The following is a 21501-nucleotide window of genomic DNA, read 5'->3' as shown; positions in this document are numbered from 1 at the left end:
CATGAAGAAATTACTGCTCTCATCTGCGATCGCACTTGTACTGTTTGCACCTTTACTGTTTGCACCCTCGGCGATCGCTCAACAACGGACTGCTGCCACGGTTGCATCTGTTGGAGATGGGGACACAATCCGAGTCAAAGAAGGCAATAAGGCTGTGACTGTCCGGTTAGCCTGCATTGATGCGGCGGAAATGGCACAGAAACCCTACGGTGAGAGAGCAGCAGCAAGGCTTAAGCAACTCTTACCCGTGGGGCAAGTGGTTTACCTGAGGACGATCGCAACGGACAAATACAATCGGAAAGTTGCAGAAGTTTTTGTGGGAGATCGCTCGATTAATCTCAGCATGGTTCAAGAGGGACAAGCCGTTGCTTACAGGCAATACTTGAACGGGTGCAACGCTAAACAATACTTGACGGCTGAAGCCGATGCCCAACTGAAACGGCTGGCGTTTTGGAATCAATCTACTCCGGTGATGCCGTGGGACTTCCGACGGGGAGTGCAACAAGCAACCCCACAACCGAAACCGAGAACAGTATTTCAGCCTACTCAGAATAGTTTGCCAGCCTGTACGAAGAGTGATTGTGATTGCAGCGATTTCAGGACTCAGGCTGAGGCTCAACGAGTGTTTAATGCGTTCCCCGGCGATCCGTTCCGTCTTGATAGAGATAAGGACGGGCAAGCCTGCGAGAGTTTGCCCTAATAGATGATGCTTGCAAGTCGAAGTGACTTCGGTAAAGAAGACGCGATCTCTTTTTTTCCGCTCTACAAATCGTATTCGGGACAAACCCTAGAAAGGGCAACAACATGAATGCTGCCGTAAAAATCAATCATGACCGTTCTTGTATCATCATCCTTGTCAATTAGGGTAGAACTCTGAATAGCAGCAACAGTGCTTTTACTTCCACCGTTGCTGTAAATTCGACAGACGGTAGTAAGTCCCTCTATGATTGCCTCGTCTGAGACTCTGTATTTGGCGAAATCAGTATAGGAAAGCCGTCTCGTTGCTGCGATCGCATCTCGACTTACAGCGAATCTGGGCGAATTACCAACCTGCCTAGATCCGTGACCATATCCTCGATCGTAATTAGTGGCTGACGCTCTATCACGGCGTTCCCCACAAGCCAGCTTAATCATTTCTCGCGTTGCGCCTGTCATATCAGGAACGAACGGCTTCCCTTGATCCGGAGTCACTAGGGAAGAATCACAGTTCACCGATGCTTGCACCAAATCTTTGCCAATTAGATATCGAAACCGCACATCGTATCGAGAAACACGATTGATTGAATCCATATCGATCGCAACGGTTTCTCTTGTTCGAGTTGATACACCCGTTGTACGCCAATCGGTAGCGATTGCAGGCAAAGACAGAGCAGATAGAAATGCGATCGAACTTCCAAGAATTATTGATTTCAGCATGACTTTTGAGATAGAAACATGCTGAGAATAATAATTATCTGGATTCTGCAAAAATACTGAGTTTACATAAACTTTGCGCTACACGCTCGAATTCATGAAGCGCTGATAAAAGAACAGCGATCGCGCTTTCAATCTGTAAATCTGTACCATTTGCACGATCGCTGACAGATCGTTTGGGAATCCTGAGATTAATCTATTTGTCAGTTCACGCATTCATCCCGCCAGAGTGACGGGATTTTTTGTTTGGAGATAAGCGCGATCGATAAACTTCGTTACTGGAGGAACAAATCCCGTCTCCCTCTGCTGTGTAGCGTGCAACTGGTAAGAAGTGAGAGCGCCATCGTTTGATGGATACCAAACACGGCAAGCTTGAACTCGAGCGACTCGCTAGAAAGCTAACTCATGAGATAGTGTTGAGGCAATCCGTATTAATCAAAGCGAGTGCTGCAATTGCCAATTTAATTTGAATTACGAGGAGCCTTCTAGAGTTCGGCAAACTTAGCGCAATCACCTCGCAAGGGTTGCAAAGGAAAAAATAGTTTTTCTTTCAAGAAGAAGAGGAATTATAGGGAATGACACGTCTATAACTTTTTTTATATTTTTTGCTTTAAGTATCATGTTGATACATCTTTTTGGTGCTTTAAAGAGATAAGTTTGAATTAACCGTTGGAGCACGTGCTATGGAATGTTTAAAGTTATCGGAACTGGAGGGACTCACTGACGAGCAGATTGAGAGAAAAATGTTTCCTCTCATTGAAAATTCTTTCGTCCCTCCCAATGGGTCGGTGAATTTTATTGAGGGAAAAATTGCTATATATGAGCAGACTTATCGTATGGCTTCAGAGGAAATGCTCAGCAAAGTTTCTTCTGGGGAATTACAGGAAACGCAGGACTTTGTTGATTGGGCGATCTATTATGGACTGCTGAAAGATATGATTTCAGCAACGGACAAAGGCTGTGGGGAAACATTCACGAGTACGCTCTAGCACTTATTTCACGACACACGCTCGCTACCTAGAGCGCCTTAAAAAAGACGGATTGATTGAGTCTGAGACGCTCAATCTGATTAGGCTGGAACAGGGCAACTTTCGAATAAAGGGGCGTGTTATCTGCCGTGGAGGGCTTGAATTGACAGTTAACAAAACCTTGAAAGCCTCAAAATTAAATAGCATTCAATTTGTAGAAACAGTTAAATACTCTTATCATCTGACCACTAGCGATGAGCGAGATGTTTTTCGATACGACAATGCCCATGTTCATTTTTATCTTGGTCACCGATCAGAGTTTCATGTTCACCGCTTCGATGAAGATGGAAACGAAAAACATCAATCGCCTTATGAGATTTTCGATCTGGAAGAATGGCCAACCCTAGCTGAGGTCATTCAAGAAGCGGACAAATTCTACTGGGACAGCCTATACCCGCTTGAACAGCGTTTGTTTTAAGCGGGTTTGGACTAATTATCATGCCAAGAATAGATTGTCTTACCCTTTCGGTTGAGTGCCATATGATGCGATCAGTGCCTGCCTCAAACTTGCTCAGAGGCTGAGTTGAGTAATTAAGTCCGATTTTTTCAATTTAGTATATCCCGCTACACCTCGCTGTTTCGCCATCTTTTTTAACTCCTGAGTTGTCAGACTGTGCAAAATAGCGGGATCTCTAATAACATCCGGCAAGGGTTGAGGCGTTAGGTAAAAAACTCGCTTCAAAGCGTTGAGCTTCTTCCCTTTGCTAATTCCGCACTTGAGCGTTGTAATCGGATCTAGGGTCTTCCAGTACTGACGAGGTGCTTCATCAATTCGATTCGTCGCTACAGGTAGTTTGATCCCTGTGAATCCGCTGCCTGGTTGTTCAATGAGATATTGCAATGCTGCTTGAATATCATCTCTCGATGCGGTGGAGAGATTAATTTGAGGAGTCGCTTCTCTAGATAACGTTTGTGAGAGTTTAGCAGTAACCTCACTCTCGTCTGCAACAATGCACCAAATTCTCTCTAACCCCGCAGCCTCTACAACCGCATAGACAAAGGCATTACCCACTACTTCATAGCGATCTTTGCTGGTTTCTTTGACGATCGTTGGTAGCCAGTTCCGCCCCCCTGCATCTTTCAACTGTTGTGCAGTCGCTTTGATTAGAAATTCAGGAGCATCGGTTCCTTCACCTGGATCAATTTCATCAAGATACAGATACATAAGGTTGCCAATATCAGTGAAGGCACTCATTGTAGAAAGTACTCCTTTGCCAGGGCTAAATAGTAATCACGAGCGGTTTTGTCACGATAAGTTGCCGGAACGCGAGCAAATGCTGCGTTGGCGATATTCGCATAGCTGGGAACTTCAAAGATATGCAAATCTTTCTTGGTATTGGTATACCTTGGATAGAAATGGGGCATCAAATCAAACCCTTCCTTCTTTGCCTGCTTGAGGATATTAGCAATTTCGATTTGAGCTGCGGCAATTTGATGCGGGGTTGTCTTTTCCCCATTAAAAAAGACAGGTAATGGAACAGGACTACCATCGTCTCTTGCTCTCTGGGCTTCGGGAATGAACTCCTTGATCGCCATCGCTGCATTCTCTAGAGAAAATAGATTATTGTGTTTCGTGGGTATCAAGACCACATCCGCTGCATAAACTGCCAATTGGCTAAAGATTCGCCAATTTGGGGGAGCATCAATGAGGATGTAATCGTACTCTGACTTCAACGGTTCTAACTTTCGACGTAAGGTATGAGGCGTAAGCAGTTGACGCAGTTTTACTTCATCAAAATCATTTGCTGCAAATTGCTTCTCTGCGGGAATAACGTCAAACTTAAGCTCTCTGCCTAATGCTCTAGAACTAACCGAGAATGGCTTAATTGCTGAACAGAAATCAACATCCCTGTCTGTGAGTGCTTGAAAAACAGATCCTTCGTTTAATGCCATTCCTAAAGAGCTAGTCAGGTCTTGTTGATTCGGATCGCAGTCTACAATCAGTACCGTTTTACCAAATAGGGTGAAAATGGAGGCAAGATTAGTTGTTGTAGTTGTTTTACCAACTCCACCCTTGTTGTTGTAGACAGAAACGGTCAATGCTCTTATCGGTTGTTCAATTTTCTTTCGCACTAAACCAATAACTTGGTCAATATTCTCTGCTGTAATTTCGAGGCAAGTTGTTGCTGGATGAATCACCTTTCCGTGTTTACGAAAAAGCTGAATGTGAACAGAATTGGTAATAATTCCCCACTGCACTGTTTTGCATTGAGTCCCCAGCAAATACCCCTTGAGTTGTGCAACTGTTTTCTTATAGCCTGCTGAGCCTTCAGCTAAGCTCACATCTCGTCCCTTCAGTTCAATTAAGAGGTAAGGATTCGATTTAGTGTTTACGAAACAATCATCTGAATTGTTTTTGCGAACTGCGTAGTCAACAAAAGTACCACCACCAGTATCGTATTGTGGACATACCTCTCCTGTATAAAATCCCAACGCTTCCAGAAAAGCGCGTTGTGCAAAGTTGAAATCAACAATTGCCTCTGCTGCCCCATCTGGAAGGCTATGTAGGGCTTGTTGCAGGCTTGTGGATGACATAAGCATAAAAGATAAAACGATTGTCTTCCTTGAGGTGACTACCAAGAAGTGTTTACGTAAAACCTCTTGAGGCTCCGGAGTAATTATTGCTATTTGCAAGTATATTACGTATAAATTTTTATCTTATTAATGCTGAAAATACTTAGGATTGTATAAGCTCTGTGAAGTTGGCAGTTCAAAGACCACCTAAGAGCAGAGAGTCGAGGATTTTATCTGACACGCAGCTTTTTCGATCGCTTTCCTAGAAAACAGTACGACCGCACTAATGAGTTTTTCAACTGGCAACCGGGCGATCTCGTTTATTCAACTGTGATAGCGCTTATCCGTGTTACTTCCGCAGACAGACACAGCAACCCCCCTTCTTTTTCAAACAGCAAAAACCCCGCCGAACTCAGTTGAACGGCGGGGTTTCATCAAAATTGTAGTATCTCGACTACAAAGAAATACATTCACTATGCACGATCAATCTTACATCCCTGAATTAATGATTCTCAGCACACCTAAATCGTTTGGAGAATTCAATGCAGGCGATCTAATCGACCTCGCATCCCGTTCCGACTCTCAGGATGAGCTTTTCATCCTGGTTAGAAGTTTGGGCGATTATCGCCATATGAAAGCGCTCATTCCTCAAGTGTTTGCGACTGGCGAACTGACCAAGCCGATCGTTCTTCAGCACCGAGATTTCGAGACTCTAAACGAGAGATTCGACCCTTAGCCTACTTCTCCAGTCGATCGACTCTCCAGCCGGAGAGTTGATTCGCATCCTCTTTCAGCACGAGTCCAAATCGGGCGAGACCTGCGATAAGACTGTTCCAGTCAGAATCAATGCCGTAATAGGTGGCAAGTGTCTTGAGTGCCATTTCCTTGTTGTGTAATTCAACTTCAAAATCGAAGGTTTCGCCTGTGACCTCACCATCCTTGCCCAATAACGACCGCTTGCGACCTTTTATCCGTCTAATTGCCTGCGCTTTCTCGTCAGAGATTTGATCGGAATTCTTGAAATGAACGCCTTGAGCATCCCAGGTCGCCACGTCCTTAATATTGCAGAATGCGATCGTCTTCAGTTGAGTGAGAATTTCATTCAGCGTTTGGTCAGTCGCACTCACAACTTTCTCCCTACGGTTTTGTAAATAAGCTTGAACGCGATCACTTGTTAGCAAGCGATACCCTGCTTTTCGCAATGCTTCTGGATTGCCCGTGTATGCTGCGGCAGCAAGGGACTGCTTGACATCCAGGCAGACGAAATAAGCATCAGCGAATCGTCTCTCCTGCTCTGTTAATTCAGATCGTCTGGATCTTGCCATCGGGACACTACGGGACAGTATTCAATCAATTTTGGGTAAAGAACCTTGAGTGAGAAGTGCAGTTTGAGAAATCGCGGCTAACGTAAGGCACTGCCCAAATGTTTGTGGAGCTTTTCCATGAGAATTGCCAAGTTTGCAGCACTCGCAGTTGCGGCGCTAAGTGTGATCGTGCTTTCTGTCCCTGGATTCGCTCAGCTTCCTAAAATCGGTTGCACTTTTCAGGGAAAAGAGACATCTCTGCGAGATCGTTGCTCATTTACGAGTTCAGGAACACTCACACGATTTATCCCCAAACAGACAACACTTGAATGGAGTGATGGAGTCAGAACCCAAATCGAGTTCTTGACCATCGAATCGTTGCATATGGGTGTAGCAGAAGGGACAGCCACGATCGACGGTGAACCTGCCACATTCAAAATGGCATCTGATGGGGGAAAGTGTATCACTGTGATAAAAAGTGGCAACTTCGTTTGCTACCGCTGAGCTATTCAAAGTTGAACATTTGCAGAGGGATGCGAGAAACGAGATCGTATCCCTCCCTTTGTTAAACCTGATCAAAATAGTGCATCAGATTTTCCCGTCGCTTGTGCCCAGTGCGCTTCTGAATCTGGGCAGGTGAATATCCCTTACTCCTTAGCTTTGTGATGTAGGTGCGACGAAACGAATGGGTGCTAACTCCCTCGATCCCAATACGATCGCAAGCTGCCTTCAGAATGTCATGCGCCTGCATCCTGCTGAGAAACGGTTTCTTGCTGTCCGGTCGGGATTTGAATAGATAGCCTGACTCTGGCATTTCTCCCGCTTGGCTCCATTCATCTAGGAACGACTGCAACGCTGGAATGATTTCGACTTGCTGAGTACCCGTTTTTCCTTTGCGCGTTTCACGAGTGAACGTGATAAAGTTTCCCCGAATCATTTCTGCTTTCAGTTTCAGCGCTTCGCTAATGCGGCATCCGGTGAACATGCAGATGGCATACAAAGACCGATCGCGGAAAGTTTGAAACCCTTCCTCAAATAATCGGGTTAATTCTTCATCCGTGAGAATTTTGGCTTGTCCATGCCCATCGACTTTGGCACTCGCTTCTAAATTCCCAAGTTCGATATCGAAGCTAATCATGTTCTCAAGTCTCAACGGCGCTAACGTCTCAATTGTAACCTTACAAAACACTAAATTGTAAGGTTAGTCGCTCAAAACCCTAATTTTCCGTACTTTGATACCCGATCGAATACGGATCTGCTTGCCTGAAAGCAGAACTTATCGATCGTTAGCCATATAAAACGCTTGAAACCCGCATTCTCTCGTTAATAGATAAGCTTGGCTTATAGCGTTAGCGCTTCTAACCCTTTCCACAGCGACAATCTCGAATCGATGCAAAATTGAGGGTTAGCGACATTAAGATGAGAAATTATGCCTAGTGGCACTCAAAAGCAAAATATTGGCTTCAGGGTAGAGCCGGAGCTTTTCGCTCAGTTGGAAGCCTTGATCGAGAAGACTGGACGATCGCAAACGGAACTGATGACCGAAGCACTCATTTCATATCTAGGATTGCCTGAAACTCTAAACATGCAGGTGAGGCGATTAAACGATCGTGTTTCCGCCCTAGAAGCGCGAATCAATCATGATTGCCCCTCTGAGAATGGGCAGGAAGATGGCTCTGGGAATATCCCGGTACAATCGGACGTTGCAAATCCGCCATATTTGCTGAGTGAATGGGTGAATGCGGACGCATTAATCATCTGTCCGCACTGTTCCTCGCTCGATTCGGATTGGGCGGATGAGGATGAATCGGCACAAGTGAGATCGATTCTCTGCCACGGGTGCGGGAAGACGAGTCGCTTTGATTTAGCAGCTTAGGATAGACACAAAAAATCTGCTCATCGGATCATCTGCTCTGATGGGCAGTTGATTAATTGATAGATAACTCAAGCGGAAATGCGATCTCTCTGGCTACTGCTCGATCGCGCCGTCACATTCAGCCTTATTGCTGGATTCTGAATGTGATTTATATGACAAGTTTTAAAGTAAGTCTACGGAGAAAAGCAAATGAATAATATTCAAGCCTATGTTGCTGCGATAGCCATTAGTGCCTTCTGCACAGTCTCTAATTCAGCTAGAGCCGAGTTGGTTCAGTACGACGCTAATGCTGAACAACGTTTTTGGGGCGCAATGGAAGTGATACTACAAACAAACCCCACACGCGCTGATTCTTTCGTTCTAACTGTTTTGCGTGGGTTAAGTTCCGAGAATAAGAGAAAGATTGTGGATGGCGGTATTACTTACTGTAATGCTCGTCTTAGCGGGACAAGCAGACGCGAAATCAATCAAAAATATAGCCAAGTGGTTGCCACCGCCAAAACCAAGGATGAGAGAGAAAACCTGATAACCCTCTTGGTTACACAGTCAATGGCTGCTAGGGCAGCCTTTTGTCCGCAGATTTCAGACTAAATTGACCAGAAGATTGAAGCTGATTCAAAACAGAACACTTGACCCAAAGGAAAAATGAAACGCTTACTAATCGTCGCCGCTCCCATCGCGATCGGAATTCTTGGAGGAATTGGAATCGCTGCCAACAATGGATCGAAAACGAGTCCAACTTCTACAACAAATCAAGCTCCTATCTCTGCAAAACCGAGTCCGACTGACAACCCTGCACAAGTGGCTAAAGAAACGTGTGGCGATTCGGGCAGTGCTGACAATTGGTATCCAGTTTTCATCGACGGCGGGAACTTGGCAGAGATTCAAGCGAAATTTTGCAAGGATGCGATCGCGAAAACTCGCGAGAAGAACGGAAAGCCTACTGTGCAACTGGCTAGTTTCAGCGATCGTACTAGAGCCGAGAAATTCGCCAAATCGGTTGGTGGTGAAGTGGGTGAAGCATATTCGGTTGCTGCTGCCTCTACTCCTGTTCCCATCGCACCTGTTGAACCGGACATCAAAGCACAGCCACCAAAAACAGATGGTGAAAGGTTTGCAGAAGAAATGGAGAAATATCTCTCAACTGCTGAGAACACCAAATATGCGCGGGAAACCTTGCGAACATGGAGAAGGGGAAATGCCCAGTTTCGTACAAACGATCTTGAACTTGCGATGAAATTCACCTGTGAATCAAAACAAGAGGAACCAGACCCGGACCGAGTAGCGCTAACTGCATTCGAGATAAACGAACGTGCAAATCCTTTATCTCAGTACCAAACCTTCAACCGCGCTAAATACCACGCTGCACAAGTGGTCGCTGGATGTTGAGATTTCAGCATCCAGCACACACCTAGCAATAAGCCTAACGCCTCCGTTCACTTGCCGCAGACAACCTAGTGCTACTGATGACGAAGCGAACCGGTGCGGTCCATCATTTGTCATGGCTGCGGAGCGCGATTGTACTTCGAGATGGAGAAGTGAGGGTTTTGCACAAAATTGAAGATAGATTTGCTGCAAAAATATGCCCTCTCCCTACTCCATCGGCAAAATCAGCGTCGATACCGCGATCGACTTTTCAGGCTACAGGAAGGATCGCGCTGCACTCCTCGCTGACCTGAATAAACTTGCCGATGATGCCGCACGATCAATGTCACGGGCATTATCGAACGGACTGGCTGATGGGATAAAAGTAAGTCGATTCGGGTATGCACTGCGGCAAGAAATTGCAACGGGGACTGCTGGTTTAGACACCACATTTCAGCGTAACCTCGCACGGGGTATCAGCGGATTAGGTAAGCAGGTACGCTCAGAAATTGACAGCGGTCTAACTGGAATTGCAATTAAGCCCAGTATCCAAATGCCGAACACAAGCGGCATATCGAATGGGATTAGTGGTGCATTACAACAAGGGATTCAACAAGCGGATCTTGGAAACACGATTGTTTCATCCATCCTCAAAGCGAACATTGCAACCTCACTCGCAACCGGATTAGTGGGTGGGATTGGAGGCGCGATCGGCGGGTCTGTTAATGCGTTACGCGGGATTGCTTCTACTATCTTGGGTGACATAACCGGAGGCATTCGTCAAACTATTACTGAAAATAACCTTACAGAGCAAGTTAAGCGCGGGATGTCAGCAGAGCAGGAAGCGATCGGCGGTGCATCTGCAATTCAAGCGAAGGGCGGTTTAACTTTTGAGCAAGGTCGCGCAACGTTTGAATCGACTCGGCGTGAACTTGCAAAATTAGCAGCAACACTACCGGGAACCACTGAGCAATACCTGTCAATCTATGCCGGGATTCAAGATGAACTGGTTGAATCGTTTCGAGGAATCGATCGTAAGCTTGACCCGACCGAGTTAAAAAACTTCCAGAAAAACGCGATCGAGATTTCAAAAGATGCAGGTATCCTTTCTGGGGCAGCGGGATTAAATCCAAACTTTGCTCGAATGGGATTATCCCGTGCGCTGAATGGCACATCAAGTTTTGCACAGCTTAGACAGCTTCAGTATTTCCAAGATCAGCCTCAAATCGTTGATGAAATGGTGCGATTGGCAAAGCTGAAAAATGCAAACGAACTGTCAGAATTAGACGCACAATCACGAGCATTAGTCGTTCAACAAGCGCAGGCGAAATTCGTAACACCTGAACGGGTAGAAGCGGCTAAAGCTTCTCTTGACTCTACGTTTCAAGGAGCCAAAGACTCGCTATTTGGGATGCAAGGCTCGTTGTCTATTCAGCGTGATTTAGGTGGAGGAGACAACGTTTACAAATCTGTCAGTGCTGCTGTAAAAAGCCTGATTGGAGAGGGCGGATTTCTGTCAGAACTGGGAACGCAAGCAACAGCCGTCGGATTGAATGTAGGCGATCCGATGGTCGCGCTGAAAAACACGATCGACTCTATTAATGGCGCGTTGAAAGAAGCAACTGCCGGATTACAGACATTCTTTCAAACTGATTTTGGGAAAGGGTTGATTGACGTTTTCAATCAGGTACAAAGCGCGATCGGTGGTATTCCTAAGCTGTTAAGCGATGCGTTTAATTTCATCGCTCCAATTGCCGCGCAAGCATTCCAGACACTTGCCCCTGTTTTTAGTGCTATTGCCCCTTTAATTGGGGGAGTTTTTGAAAATGCAAAAGGCACGATCGTCCAAGTCGGAGGGGTTTTACAGGAAGTTTTGCTACAAGCTCAGCCAATAGTCGCTGAGTTTGTAGCGAATGTAATGCCTAAAGTAGTTGAATTCTTTCAATCTCTAAGCCCACTACTTAAAAATGCTTGGGATTTCATCTTGGATATAGGCAAAGCCGCAACAGAAGCATTTCTAGGTGCGATGGCAAATCCCGCAGTGCAAACGGCAATAAATACTATCTTCTCTGCTTTAAGCTCAGTTGCAGGTACTTTAGGCGAAGTCTTTGGCTGGTTAAGTCAGCAAAATCAACTGTGGGATACGATCGGCGGTTTATTGTCATCTGTAATCAGCGTGGCGATCGTTGCGATTGCAAATACTGCTGACCTAATCGGAAAAGCGATCGGCGTTATCTGGGGCATTCTGCAATTAATTCTGCCGTTCATTGTTCTCAGTGTCACAATGACAGCGAAATGGCTAACCATAATTGCGAATGGCATTGTCGGAGCTTTGAATTTAATCCGAACCATTTGGGACAAGATTACTCAATTCTTAAACGAAACAGTCGGGAAGTCAGAATTATTCAAAGCAAGCTTAAATATTGCTCAAGGAATAGCTAATAAAATCAAACAGGCATTCTTCGATCTGTTGGGTGCAATCCCTAAAATCACGGATCAGTTGAAAAACATGGCTCCCCCGTGGTTAAAAGATCTGATGAAGATGATCAACTCGCCTTCACCCAATCAAGGGGAGGTAGGCGCGGGCGGTGCATCCAGTGCCGATCAATTTGTGGGTGCTGTACTGTCGATTTTAGAAGCGGGTGAAGGCGATAAGCAGGGGCAAGTAGATGTAGCGAAAGTTATTGCAAACCGAGTTGGGAATAATTTCGACAATAAGGGTAAAACAATCCGAGATCAGGCATTCGCGCCAGGGCAGTTTCAACCATTCTTCAGTGTTGCCGACGGTGGCTACGGGATCGGCAGAGACGACATTAAGGACGAAGAAAGTGCGATCGCGGCTTTGATGAAAGCCCGCAAAATGTCACGCGAAGCTGCAAAGCAACTCATTGACGAATTCTTTGCCGCAGTCCGTGATCCAAATATGGTGAAACGCTCTGCCGAAGCGATTGGATCACGATCGTACTTCCTTGGCGTTGGCATGGGTCGCGAGAATGCGAATGATGTGGTGCAGCGCAATGGGCAGTCTAATTTCTTCTTCAACGCTAGAAGTGATTCAGCGGGTAATCGGTACAACTCGATCGGGATTGATTCAATTTTCGGTGCAAGTGGTGGTGGCAGTTCTGGAGGGACGATCGTTGGTGGTGGTGCAATGCGCTCCGGTTTATACACGGGTGCATCGGGGGATATTGGAGCGGGCGCAGAATATCACATTGACTCCAAGTTTCAACGCTCTCTTGGGATGGAGAAGATTGGGCAATTATTTGACCAAATTGCTAAAGGGTATGAAGCGGAAGGACGATTTATTGAATTTTCTAATGCTGCTGTTTCAGGACTCACCTATCGACTCAATGACCCCAATCGTCTCGAAACTCTGAAGAAAGCGATCGGCGCTCATCATTCCCAAGGGCGTGATGAAAATCGTGGAGTGTACTCAGTTGATTACTACGCACCCAAACAAGGCACAAATCGTTTCAGTGATTCGGTGAAAAATCACGAGATCATGTTGCCGTCGGTTCCTGGAACAAATGTTGTTTATTCGCAAGATCCAGGCGGATATGGAAACTTTGCGCGAATCGTAGACAGTTCCGGTAAAACAATCATGTGGACGGGACACGGAGCGATGAGCCGTGGACTCCCTGACAATAAACAGGGTAGTAGTGAGTCACAAGCTGATGCGCTGAAGCGACTCGACCTTGCAGGCAGAGGGGCTGTGAGTATCAACGGTAAAAACGTCGATAGCGGTTCCACTGCCACAACCGCCACCAATAAACTACTTTCAGACGAGGAATTTAAGGCATTAGCGAAGAAAGGTGTATCAGGGCAACTGAAAGAAGAACTCGATCGTTTGGAAGCAGGTGATCCAATTCTCAAAAAAAGACGTGAGAACGACGATCAGAATCGACGGTTAGAGCGTGAAAAACGTGACGCAGCACTGAATGCCCGAATCAGCAAGCTTTACAAATCTGAAGATCAAGGGGTGAGAGAAGCGCTCCAGAATCAGCAGAAAGTGAATCAAGTTGAAGATCAATATGCTGACTCGATTCGCACAGCAGAACGCGAAATTGAAGACATCAAGCGATTGCAGGCGAATAAAAAACTGCGAATTGCAAGCGCGATCGAGGAAGGGAAACAGTCAGGGCAACCATTTGATCCGAAGAAAGCAACCGCTTCCGAATTGAAAGCGAGGGGGATTAGCCCTATTGATTTTGAGGCTGAACTGAAGCAAGCACAAGCACGGTTAGACGAGCGTAAAAAGCTGCGTGACGTAAAACTTGAACCTGTGAGAAATGAAATCAGAAAGCAGGTTGACGCAGTTCTCAAAACTCGTCGCGACACTGAAGCAGAACGACTGCAAGAATCAGGACAGTACGGTGAAAAATCAGAGTACAGACAAAACGCGATCGAGTTAGCGCAATTTGACGAGAGAGGTCGTAAACGCGAATCGGAACTGAAATCACAACTTTCACAATTTGAGGCTTTAGCCAAAGCAACGACTGACCCAGAACAGAAAAAGCAACTTGAGCAAGAAATCCCCCAGTTACAGAAAGAATTGGCTGAACTGCCAGAGAATCTGAAGAAAGGACGCGAATTAATCGAGCGCAACTTTGCCGAGAGAATGGATATCCGATTCTCAGAGCAAATGAGGTCGATCGCAGATTTCTCACGCTCAGAATATGGATTCAATACAGCAGAAGGAGAATTCGCGAAGAAACGCGCTGAACGAGATGCCCGGTTTAGAGAAACCTCGAATAAATTGCGCGATTACCTGCGTGACCAAAAAGAATCGCTGAACTTAGAGGGACTATCGGCAGAACAACGATCGTTAATCACAGAACGAATTAATGAGGCGACTGCGGCACAAGAGAAACTGAATGAAGCGAACAGAGCCGCGATCGTCTTTGCTGAACTGCAATTAAAACTGGATAGAGAAAAAGAAACTGCTGCACTGAAAAAACAGATTGCAGGTGATCAAAGCTCTGGCTTAGAGGCGCAGGCGAAAGCACTGGAGAAGTTTAACCCGCAAGCCGCGATCGATTTACGCAGACGAGCAGCAGGGATTCAGGTACAGGAGAATGTCAGAGCGCGAGTGAATGAGGTCAATCAGCAAGCACTCGATCGTTTGAAAATGCTCCAGACTGAAGACGGGCGTTCTGTGCTGCAAAGTGCAGGATTAGGCAGTGCTGATGCGATCGAGCAGGCGAGACAAGCGCAGTTAGACACGCTGAAACAAACGACGATTAATGACCTTGAGGAGATTAAATCGAAATTCCCGACCATTGCTGAGGCATTACGTGACCAAACACGATCGGCTTTCTCAGATGGCTTAAAAGGTGGCATCCGAGGTTTTATTGACGGTAAGGGCTTCGACTGGCAAGCCATGCTGAAAAATATTGCCGATGTCTTTATCAACAAGGGCATTGACATGTTTACCAATGTCATTACAAATGGTGTATTCGGTGACGGTAAAAAGAATCAAGGCTTACTCGGTGGTCTATTCGGAGTCGGAAAATCTGATCCAATGGTTGATAGTGCAACGATGACTCAAGGGTTATTAGAGCAAGGTGGCATGTCAGCGGGGCAACGCTTAATCGAAGCTGCAATTCGTGCCAAATCCATCTTGGATGGCGAGTTACCAATGGGCGGCATAGGCTCACTTGCTGAATCAATGCGACCGATACCCACGGCATTCGGAAATACGATCGTACCTGCGGGCGGTGCGCTTTCCAATCTGCTAAATCCGACTCCTGGACTTGGCATGGGTCAAGAAGGATTGATTAAACCGATTGACTTTAGCGGCATTGGGCAAACGCTTGCACTTGATTTTGCGGCAACCACGGGTCAAGTCGGAGTCGGTCAAAGTTTTGGAGCTGGCTTCTTACAAGTCGCTCAGCAAGGCTTGCCGAATATCATGCAGTCAATCATCGGACTGTTCCAAGGTAGAGGGACAGGTTCAAGCGGTGGTGGTGCAGCGGGTACATTCCTGAGTCTACTGCAAACAGGTTTAGGATTATTTGCAGGAGGAAAGCCCGCGATCGGTTCTACTGCGGGTGCAAGCACGGGTAAGAGCATCGCTAAACTGCTGAACTTTGCAAGCGGTGGTGAGATGGGTTCTTTTGAAGGTGTGCCTACGCTTAGCGCCATTGCCGATGGATTGAAACGTGAGAAATTATTGAGCGGTCGTACTCCCATTCTTGCGGCACTGCATGAGGGTGAAAGAGTTCTCACCATTCCACAGGTCAATTACTTACGATCGGCTGTGATCGATGGACTGATTCCGAACTTTGATAAAGGTGGCGTGATGGGGATTGAAGGGCAAATGGCTCAAGTTTATGAAACGCTTTCACCCGAAAATTCAATCTCTCGCAGTCACAGCTTCACCGTTGAATATAAAAAGGTTGGTGACGCTGACATGGTAAGCCGAGAGCAGGCAGACTCGCTGCTTTCTCAACTTGAAACGCGGGTCAATCGCAGAAATGATCCACAGCAAGGGGCAAAAATGGCGCTCGATTTTCTAAGATCTAGCCCTTCGGCACGACGGCAGGCGGGTTTTTGATTCAGACGCAAAAAACCTCCCCTACTGATCCACTCCGGATCAGTAGGGGAGGTTTTTATTGATAGTTTGCGAAGATTCGATCGATTTCTTGGAGAAGTCCTATCGAGTAGTGGAAAAGTTCGCGTTCGATATTTTCGTGTCGGAATTGCTTATGCAATCTCTGCTCGATTCTGCGCTCGATCATCGCTGATTTGAGGCTGAGATGCCGTAGAACCTCCCAATCAGGGCATGAGGTCCTGAGTGTCATGAGACGTTGATCGATATCCTTGGCGATGCCAATTTTGAGCGCTTGCTGCCTCTCAGAATGCATTACGTAAATCATGCGGCATAGGTACGATCGCGTAAATTCCGGTTTAGCTCAGCTAGCCGCTTCGACTGAGCGATCCATAGTCCAATATCTTTCTGAGAATTCCAACATTCGAGCAACTGAGAGCGTTTCTTCTCGCTCAGTCCACTAACCGGGCATTCCTTCCAACTTGATGATTCTGGCAACCACCGGAAAAGACGATCGTTTTTCGCGCCGAATGGTGCTGTCCAGAAATAGATTTGCTCAATTCCGAGTCGCTTTGATTTGGCGCGAAATTCCAAGCCGATTGGATCGAAGCGGTTGAATCCAGGAACACAAAATGATGCTAATTTCATGCGGCTAAACTCCTGCAACGCCAAACAATTTTGAGGACAAAGCGAGATCGATTTTGCCGCGTTGGGCATTGAGGGAAACCGCGATCGTCCCTCGTTTGGGATGGGACCATATCTCATGACTGCCTTTGCCATTGCGCTTAAATTGCCATCCGTGTGCCTGTAGTTTCTGTTTGAATTTGTGGCTCATGACTTATTCCCCGCGAGTCGAATCACGTAAAGATGCGCGGCCGAGACTTGCGTTTTGTTATCTATTCGTTCGATGTACGTATCAACGAAAACAACCCGAAACTTCACCATTTGTCTCCTCAATTGGAGGGTGATAAACGAGTGTATCGGTGGCACGAAATCAGACTCAAAACCCTCGATCGAGTCTTCAGCTACAACAGGGGTTTCATCAAAATCTGTCCTTCCATCCTTTAATCTGGTCAAAAATTCTACTTCATTTTTAACTTCCCAAACGGCGCAATACATAGCCTTCTCCTAATAGTTTGATAGTTCATTTGTAGAGCGTCGCACTGTCGCATTTTGCGGTGTCGCATGTCGCATGTCGCATTTTGTCGCACTGTTGCAAGGGCTGTCGCACCCTTGTCGCACCATTGCGACAGAATGCGACAAGGGATATTTTGCGACAATGCGACAAATGCGACAGAGGTTAATTACTGTTAGTAAAAAATGTGCCATCAACCTCGTAAATTTCTTTATCTAACGCCATTACTTCCAGGTAAAGCTTGATATCCTCTGTAGACATCCCACGAACAGGCTGACGGGCATTTCTGGCAAGGTCACGCGGTTTAGAGCCTTCACTATTTGCCAGTAGGAAACGCTTGATTTCGGTTCTGATTGCGAGTTCTGAATCATCTGTTTTAGCGGCATCAGATGGCATTGAATCGCTGTGATAGAACTGCTCGATCGGATGCTCGGCTTCATCAGATTGCAGAATCGACTCTAAAGAATGTCTGCGCGATCGTGGTTCCGGTTTTGGTTCCGGTCTATCTTGAACCAGGTCAGGATAGACCGGAGTGATTCCCCACGAGTTTGTAATCGAGTCGAAGTAAACCCGTCCAGTAGTTTCGAGTTGCGATTGCGTTGGTTCACCACTAAAGAAGGTCGAACGATTGGCAATCAATCCTTGATTTGATTTCGCCAACAACAACACCCTTCTGTAAACGTTGCGAGTTCCGCCACTGATACCGAAATCATCAGTATTGGGGGATTGAGAAACTAACCATCCATACTGTTTAGAACTCCGTCCCATTGAGCAAAGCGCGTTGAACCCTGCCATCAGTCCCTTGAACCACTTCCCGGTCTTTTCCTTCACCGCTAATGCTTCATCGAAAATCAGAAGTTTCATGGGTGCGCGTGAGTTTTGAAACTCAGCGATGAAGTGATCGATCGCGTCTTGAATGGCTTCCATGTCCTCAGCAGGCGTGAACGGACGAATGGGACATTGCAGTAAGCGATCGCACATCTTCCAGTAATCCGCCTCTGCCGGATCTGACTTCGGATCAATTGCCCAAATCTGACAGTCAGGGTGCAACTGTTTAATCCAGCGAGTTGCGTAAGCGATCGTGAGTCCTTTGCCTGCCCCTGGTTGCCCAACGATCAAAGTTGATTGCAGATGTTCGGCAAGTGACTTGGCAATATCCTCTGATGCCTGTTTTGGAGCCGTAGAAGCGACACTTTGAATCATTGGCGATGATTGCGCCTCTACCGCATTCAATCGGGTATTTGCCCCAATTGTGGGCACTGCCGCAGGTTGGAAAGACGATCGTGCTTTCTCCCCTTCAATTGCACCCGCGCTTTGCAATCCATATTGAGGGAATCGCTTCGATGCTTCTGGCAGATGGCTTATATAAATTTGCGGATTGCCCAAAACATCTCGCAATGCTTGGGGATTGGCAAAATAGCTCTGAATTGTACCCGCGAGAAATGCATCAATGAGGAATTGATAGCAAGCCCATCTCTGGGTTGGGTGAACATGGTTCATTGCTGACAGTAAACCTTCTGGCGAGAAGTGGAGCAATTCATACTCAACCTTTTCGCGATCGCTCAAGTAGGCTGCATCTTCCCGAATCGAATCCCGCTGCCCTTGAATTGCAGCGACATCGTAAGCATTTCCGGTTTCGGTTGAACTGGACAACTCAACATCACGCTCGGCTTGGGTCTTGCTGGACAGTGGCATGATTTGAACTTTGCCAGTTTGCAACCATTGGGCAAAGACTGCCATCGAATAGGAGATCGCTCCTCCTGCGACGATGAGTGAGCCTAACGGATTGCTGAGAATGAGGAGTGCGCCTCCGCCTGCAATACCCGCAAGCCCTGAAACCTTGCCCACTCCAGCATCAATCTTGGATGTCTTGATCTCATTACGCAGGCTATGTTTACGGGTTTCGATGAAGTTGAGCGTGTCGCCCATCTCCAACAGGGTCGCTGGTAGAAGCTGATCATCGTGCATTAATTGAGGATTAAACTTGTCTAGAGCCATTTAACTTGCCTCACCGGGGACTTGAATGGAAAAAAAGGGGAGTGTGACGGCTCCCCTTTGTCATATCTATGCAGATTCAGATTTGTTTGCAGAAGGCTTTCTAAAGTTCAGCACTTTGGGGAATCGCTTCGACTCGTTTTCAGCCTTCACGATGTCTTCATTGGCTTGCCACAGTGCCACAAACTTTTCTGCGGCAAAGACATTGATATAAGTCCAGATAACAGAAGTGACGAAAGCGCTAGGACTAAGGAACATGAACCGATAAAGCGGTGCGACGGCTGATGCAATGTCCACAACATAGGAAGCTCGAACCACGCCTGAGATCTTTTTATGATTGGCTGTACCCGCCTGCTTGTAGGCTTTTGCTTCGATATGAACCACATCGATCGCTTCTTTTGGAACTTCGCCCACCCGGAAGTTTTTCACCGATTCGTAGTCCTGCTTAGCTTTGGCAACAGACTTTTTACCGCGTTGCAAGTTGGCTTGAACTCCCAAAATGACGATCGAGATAACACCCGTCACGTAGAAGTTTGGATCAGCGAATGCAACGCCGATGTTCTGAATGTTGCCATTGTTAGGCGAGAACGGCTTTGGCATGAAGCTTGGATGAGTTTCGGCAATGTATGAGCCGTCAAACTTGCCCGTCTTCGAGAAGTGATTGCCGATCGCGAGTGCTTGCCAATAAGATTCAGCACTGCACAGCCAGAAGTAAATGGCGATGGAACCGAGAAAGATGCGCTGTCCTCCCCGTGGAGCCGTACACCACTTGTAAAGTGCAGCTGGACGGGAGAAGAACCACGCGATCGTATCTGCGAGTGAACTAAAGATTTCATCGGCAGTCGGTTCAGTGTTGTGATTCGATTTGGGCTGAGTCGAATCTGATCCAGTTGCTTTGGGCTGAGTTGAATTGCCTTGAGCGCTGCGAAGTGCCATGAGTGTTGCTCCTATTTGAGTAAGGGATGATCGGGGTTATTGCAGACGGTTTGATCAGGCGTGAATTTGCGATCGCGCCAAATTCCTGCACAGCGTTCAAATTTGTCGAAAATCAATCGTGTTTGAGTTGGTTGATTCTTCCAACCCGGAAGCCCTGGTTTGATTTGCTCTCGGCTAAGATCTCCAACAATCAGCCGATCGATGTTTAACTGGTCTGCTTTCTGAAAGGCTTTAGCCTCTCTGTCTTGTGCATCGGCTTGCTTCTCTGCAATTTGAGCGCGCTGCTCAATCTCAGAAGTTCGTAGGTCAGTTTGGTGCTGCTTTCCCGCTCTGATGAATAGCTGAGTGCCACCGATCGCGGCTGAGAATAGCAGTAACCCGATACCAAGATTTCGAGAGGATTTGTAAAGCTGTTTGTGTAGGCTCACTTCGCCCTCCGTTGCTCGACTTGTGGGACTTCAACCTTGAATAGAACACCCTGGTCACGCACCCAGTAGCCAGCGACGAAAGCAAGCAGGACGCAACCAAATACGAAAATCCCGCTCATCATCGATCCGTCATCACGGTGATAGTTACTCATGATCTAATCCTCCGGGATTAGGTTTTCTAAATCATTGGCAAGGTCTTCAATCAGGAATTGCAGATCAGGTAACTCGTCTTCATCCAAGCCGGAATTTTCGACGATGCTGCGAATCTGCTGCATTGTTGCTTTCACCCGCTCTGAAGCCATATGTTCGAGCGCATGTGGGATAAATTCGCCTTTGAGATCAATCATTGAATTAACCAAGTGATCAGCGACCAGCACTGCATTGGATCTTCAAGCGATTCCAGTGCAGATAATGCCAATAGCATTGGATCGCTTGCTGTTTCGTTCTCCATTGAGGTTTCAACACCATCCCCGATCGCGTCTCCCACACTTGTCCAAAAGTCATCTTGTAGCCCAGACTTCAAACCCCAAGCATGAACACTAAGCACTGCAACCAATGCCGCTTGATCGTTATCAGATAGACTGCAATTGCCTGCTGCATCTTCAAATTGCTCGGCGAATTCCTTGATTGCAGGATTGCTGTAGTCGCCGCCAAAATGTCCGATTGATTTAGTCATAATGGTTGAATCCTCAATAATTTGATGGTTGTTGGGGTGAAGCAGATCGCTGAACTTTCCTAGGGCAAAGCGATCTGCTTTTTGATTACTCTTCAGAGCAGGTTTCAGAATTAATCTGAATCTGCGCCGTTTGCGAGGCTTGAAGGATTCTGAATCAGGTTTGAAGACCTCAGAATCAGGCTTGAAGGATTCTGAATATCCATTTGGGTGAGATTTTCGCCATTTTTCAAACGCTTCAAACTGAGCAACGTGCTCAGGTGCGAAATACATCATCGTTAGTC

Annotated in this window: 23 protein-coding genes; 9 read left to right on the top strand and 14 right to left on the bottom strand. The window is 46.6% G+C overall.

Annotated features, from left to right (window positions below; all coding sequences use genetic code 11):
* Window position 1: 1 nt before the first annotated feature.
* On the top strand, window positions 2-700 hold the full coding sequence (locus J0L70_RS28910; protein WP_287456861.1) for a thermonuclease family protein: 699 nt from the start codon (window positions 2-4) through the stop codon (window positions 698-700).
* Between the two features lie 62 nt (window positions 701-762).
* Here J0L70_RS28910 and J0L70_RS28905 read toward each other — a convergent pair whose 3' ends face one another.
* Entirely contained in the window at window positions 763-1416 is a 654-nt protein-coding gene (locus tag J0L70_RS28905) for a hypothetical protein (protein WP_287456860.1), read from the bottom strand.
* Between the two features lie 680 nt (window positions 1417-2096).
* On the opposite strand from J0L70_RS28905, the gene J0L70_RS28900 reads away from it, so the two are divergent.
* Both J0L70_RS28900 and J0L70_RS28895 read left to right on the top strand, forming a co-directional pair.
* Window positions 2097-2402, top strand: a complete 306-nt coding sequence (locus J0L70_RS28900; RefSeq protein ID WP_287456859.1) for a hypothetical protein — start codon at window positions 2097-2099, stop codon at window positions 2400-2402.
* A complete protein-coding gene (locus J0L70_RS28895) occupies window positions 2374-2859 on the top strand; it encodes a toxin-antitoxin system TumE family protein (protein WP_287456858.1) in 486 nt (161 codons plus the stop codon). The genes J0L70_RS28900 and J0L70_RS28895 overlap by 29 nt, the downstream gene beginning before the upstream one ends.
* A gap of 93 nt (window positions 2860-2952) precedes the next feature.
* Here J0L70_RS28895 and J0L70_RS28890 read toward each other — a convergent pair whose 3' ends face one another.
* Window positions 2953-3636 carry a Rho termination factor N-terminal domain-containing protein gene (locus tag J0L70_RS28890; protein WP_287456857.1) on the bottom strand — a complete coding sequence of 228 codons (684 nt, stop codon included), beginning with the start codon at window positions 3634-3636 and terminating at the stop codon, window positions 2953-2955.
* Window positions 3633-5075 (bottom strand): AAA family ATPase, encoded by a 1443-nt coding sequence (locus tag J0L70_RS28885; RefSeq protein ID WP_287456855.1) that lies wholly within the window; start codon window positions 5073-5075, stop codon window positions 3633-3635. Before J0L70_RS28885 ends, J0L70_RS28890 begins: the two co-directional genes overlap by 4 nt.
* A 355-nt stretch (window positions 5076-5430) precedes the next feature.
* Here J0L70_RS28885 and J0L70_RS28880 point away from each other — a divergent pair, with 355 nt between their 5' ends.
* Window positions 5431-5691, top strand: coding sequence for a hypothetical protein (locus J0L70_RS28880; RefSeq protein ID WP_287456853.1), 261 nt, complete (start codon window positions 5431-5433; stop codon window positions 5689-5691).
* Between the two features lies 1 nt (window position 5692).
* Here the strand turns inward: J0L70_RS28880 and J0L70_RS28875 are convergent, their stop codons facing one another.
* Window positions 5693-6280: a terminase small subunit gene (locus tag J0L70_RS28875; RefSeq protein ID WP_287456851.1), complete on the bottom strand. Its 588-nt coding sequence runs from the start codon at window positions 6278-6280 to the stop codon at window positions 5693-5695.
* Window positions 6281-6397: 117 nt separating this feature from the next.
* Here J0L70_RS28875 and J0L70_RS28870 point away from each other — a divergent pair, with 117 nt between their 5' ends.
* Window positions 6398-6763, top strand: coding sequence for a hypothetical protein (locus J0L70_RS28870; RefSeq protein ID WP_287456850.1), 366 nt, complete (start codon window positions 6398-6400; stop codon window positions 6761-6763).
* Window positions 6764-6824: 61 nt separating this feature from the next.
* Here J0L70_RS28870 and J0L70_RS28865 read toward each other — a convergent pair whose 3' ends face one another.
* The gene (locus J0L70_RS28865) at window positions 6825-7397 is read right to left on the bottom strand and encodes a tyrosine-type recombinase/integrase (protein ID WP_287456849.1); all 573 of its coding nucleotides are present in this window, start codon (window positions 7395-7397) and stop codon (window positions 6825-6827) included.
* A gap of 291 nt (window positions 7398-7688) precedes the next feature.
* Between J0L70_RS28865 and J0L70_RS28860 the strand changes: the two genes are divergently transcribed.
* From J0L70_RS28860 to J0L70_RS28845, 4 genes are all read left to right on the top strand, one after another.
* Window positions 7689-8135: a ribbon-helix-helix protein, CopG family gene (locus J0L70_RS28860; protein ID WP_287456848.1), complete on the top strand. Its 447-nt coding sequence runs from the start codon at window positions 7689-7691 to the stop codon at window positions 8133-8135.
* Between the two features lie 189 nt (window positions 8136-8324).
* The gene (locus tag J0L70_RS28855; RefSeq protein WP_287456846.1) at window positions 8325-8726 is read left to right on the top strand and encodes a hypothetical protein; all 402 of its coding nucleotides are present in this window, start codon (window positions 8325-8327) and stop codon (window positions 8724-8726) included.
* Between the two features lie 54 nt (window positions 8727-8780).
* Window positions 8781-9524, top strand: a complete 744-nt coding sequence (locus J0L70_RS28850; protein ID WP_287456845.1) for a hypothetical protein — start codon at window positions 8781-8783, stop codon at window positions 9522-9524.
* A 193-nt stretch (window positions 9525-9717) separates the two neighbouring features.
* A complete protein-coding gene (locus J0L70_RS28845) occupies window positions 9718-16056 on the top strand; it encodes a cell wall hydrolase (protein WP_287456844.1) in 6339 nt (2112 codons plus the stop codon).
* Window positions 16057-16111: 55 nt separating this feature from the next.
* Here the strand turns inward: J0L70_RS28845 and J0L70_RS32065 are convergent, their stop codons facing one another.
* The 9 genes from J0L70_RS32065 to J0L70_RS28805 all read right to left on the bottom strand — a co-directional run bounded on the left by J0L70_RS32065 (window position 16112) and on the right by J0L70_RS28805 (window position 21493).
* Window positions 16112-16366, bottom strand: a complete 255-nt coding sequence (locus J0L70_RS32065) for a GIY-YIG nuclease family protein (protein WP_353736675.1) — start codon at window positions 16364-16366, stop codon at window positions 16112-16114.
* A gap of 8 nt (window positions 16367-16374) precedes the next feature.
* Window positions 16375-16698, bottom strand: a complete 324-nt coding sequence (locus tag J0L70_RS28840; protein WP_287456842.1) for a hypothetical protein — start codon at window positions 16696-16698, stop codon at window positions 16375-16377.
* Between the two features lie 4 nt (window positions 16699-16702).
* The gene (locus J0L70_RS28835) at window positions 16703-16885 is read right to left on the bottom strand and encodes a type II toxin-antitoxin system HicA family toxin (RefSeq protein WP_287456840.1); all 183 of its coding nucleotides are present in this window, start codon (window positions 16883-16885) and stop codon (window positions 16703-16705) included.
* Window positions 16886-17350: 465 nt separating this feature from the next.
* Window positions 17351-19183 carry an ATP-binding protein gene (locus tag J0L70_RS28830; protein WP_287456839.1) on the bottom strand — a complete coding sequence of 611 codons (1833 nt, stop codon included), beginning with the start codon at window positions 19181-19183 and terminating at the stop codon, window positions 17351-17353.
* 66 nt (window positions 19184-19249) lie between these two features.
* A complete protein-coding gene (locus J0L70_RS28825) occupies window positions 19250-20116 on the bottom strand; it encodes a hypothetical protein (RefSeq protein ID WP_287456838.1) in 867 nt (288 codons plus the stop codon).
* 11 nt (window positions 20117-20127) lie between these two features.
* Window positions 20128-20544 (bottom strand): hypothetical protein, encoded by a 417-nt coding sequence (locus J0L70_RS28820; RefSeq protein ID WP_287456837.1) that lies wholly within the window; start codon window positions 20542-20544, stop codon window positions 20128-20130.
* Complete coding sequence (locus J0L70_RS28815; protein WP_287456836.1) at window positions 20541-20696, bottom strand: hypothetical protein; 156 nt, start codon at window positions 20694-20696, stop codon at window positions 20541-20543. The genes J0L70_RS28820 and J0L70_RS28815 overlap by 4 nt, the downstream gene beginning before the upstream one ends.
* Before the next feature lie 3 nt (window positions 20697-20699).
* The gene (locus J0L70_RS28810) at window positions 20700-20891 is read right to left on the bottom strand and encodes a hypothetical protein (protein WP_287456835.1); all 192 of its coding nucleotides are present in this window, start codon (window positions 20889-20891) and stop codon (window positions 20700-20702) included.
* Entirely contained in the window at window positions 20888-21493 is a 606-nt protein-coding gene (locus J0L70_RS28805) for a hypothetical protein (protein WP_287456834.1), read from the bottom strand. Before J0L70_RS28805 ends, J0L70_RS28810 begins: the two co-directional genes overlap by 4 nt.
* Window positions 21494-21501: the final 8 nt, after the last annotated feature.

Source organism: Leptolyngbya sp. UWPOB_LEPTO1 (assembly GCF_017302695.1).
GTDB classification, from domain to species: Bacteria; Cyanobacteriota; Cyanobacteriia; order Leptolyngbyales; family Leptolyngbyaceae; genus Leptolyngbya; species Leptolyngbya boryana.
The sequence above is the reverse complement of the archived record's forward strand: the minus strand, read 5'-3'. Positions and strand labels throughout refer to the sequence as shown.

Bases quoted from the DNA above. Each gene is read 5' to 3' on its own strand.
- J0L70_RS28910 (WP_287456861.1), top strand. From the start codon at position 2: ATGAAGAAATTACTGCTCTCATCTGCGATCGCACTTGTACTGTTTGCA.
- J0L70_RS28905 (WP_287456860.1), bottom strand. From the start codon at position 1,416: ATGCTGAAATCAATAATTCTTGGAAGTTCGATCGCATTTCTATCTGCT.
- J0L70_RS28900 (WP_287456859.1), top strand. From the start codon at position 2,097: ATGGAATGTTTAAAGTTATCGGAACTGGAGGGACTCACTGACGAGCAG.
- J0L70_RS28890 (WP_287456857.1), bottom strand. From the start codon at position 3,636: ATGAGTGCCTTCACTGATATTGGCAACCTTATGTATCTGTATCTTGAT.
- J0L70_RS28880 (WP_287456853.1), top strand. From the start codon at position 5,431: ATGCACGATCAATCTTACATCCCTGAATTAATGATTCTCAGCACACCT.
- J0L70_RS28875 (WP_287456851.1), bottom strand. From the start codon at position 6,280: ATGGCAAGATCCAGACGATCTGAATTAACAGAGCAGGAGAGACGATTC.
- J0L70_RS28870 (WP_287456850.1), top strand. From the start codon at position 6,398: ATGAGAATTGCCAAGTTTGCAGCACTCGCAGTTGCGGCGCTAAGTGTG.
- J0L70_RS28865 (WP_287456849.1), bottom strand. From the start codon at position 7,397: ATGATTAGCTTCGATATCGAACTTGGGAATTTAGAAGCGAGTGCCAAA.
- J0L70_RS28860 (WP_287456848.1), top strand. From the start codon at position 7,689: ATGCCTAGTGGCACTCAAAAGCAAAATATTGGCTTCAGGGTAGAGCCG.
- J0L70_RS28855 (WP_287456846.1), top strand. From the start codon at position 8,325: ATGAATAATATTCAAGCCTATGTTGCTGCGATAGCCATTAGTGCCTTC.
- J0L70_RS28850 (WP_287456845.1), top strand. From the start codon at position 8,781: ATGAAACGCTTACTAATCGTCGCCGCTCCCATCGCGATCGGAATTCTT.
- J0L70_RS28845 (WP_287456844.1), top strand. From the start codon at position 9,718: ATGCCCTCTCCCTACTCCATCGGCAAAATCAGCGTCGATACCGCGATC.
- J0L70_RS32065 (WP_353736675.1), bottom strand. From the start codon at position 16,366: ATGCATTCTGAGAGGCAGCAAGCGCTCAAAATTGGCATCGCCAAGGAT.
- J0L70_RS28840 (WP_287456842.1), bottom strand. From the start codon at position 16,698: ATGAAATTAGCATCATTTTGTGTTCCTGGATTCAACCGCTTCGATCCA.
- J0L70_RS28835 (WP_287456840.1), bottom strand. From the start codon at position 16,885: ATGAGCCACAAATTCAAACAGAAACTACAGGCACACGGATGGCAATTT.
- J0L70_RS28830 (WP_287456839.1), bottom strand. From the start codon at position 19,183: ATGGCTCTAGACAAGTTTAATCCTCAATTAATGCACGATGATCAGCTT.
- J0L70_RS28825 (WP_287456838.1), bottom strand. From the start codon at position 20,116: ATGGCACTTCGCAGCGCTCAAGGCAATTCAACTCAGCCCAAAGCAACT.
- J0L70_RS28815 (WP_287456836.1), bottom strand. From the start codon at position 20,696: ATGAGTAACTATCACCGTGATGACGGATCGATGATGAGCGGGATTTTC.
- J0L70_RS28810 (WP_287456835.1), bottom strand. From the start codon at position 20,891: ATGATTGATCTCAAAGGCGAATTTATCCCACATGCGCTCGAACATATG.
- J0L70_RS28805 (WP_287456834.1), bottom strand. From the start codon at position 21,493: ATGATGTATTTCGCACCTGAGCACGTTGCTCAGTTTGAAGCGTTTGAA.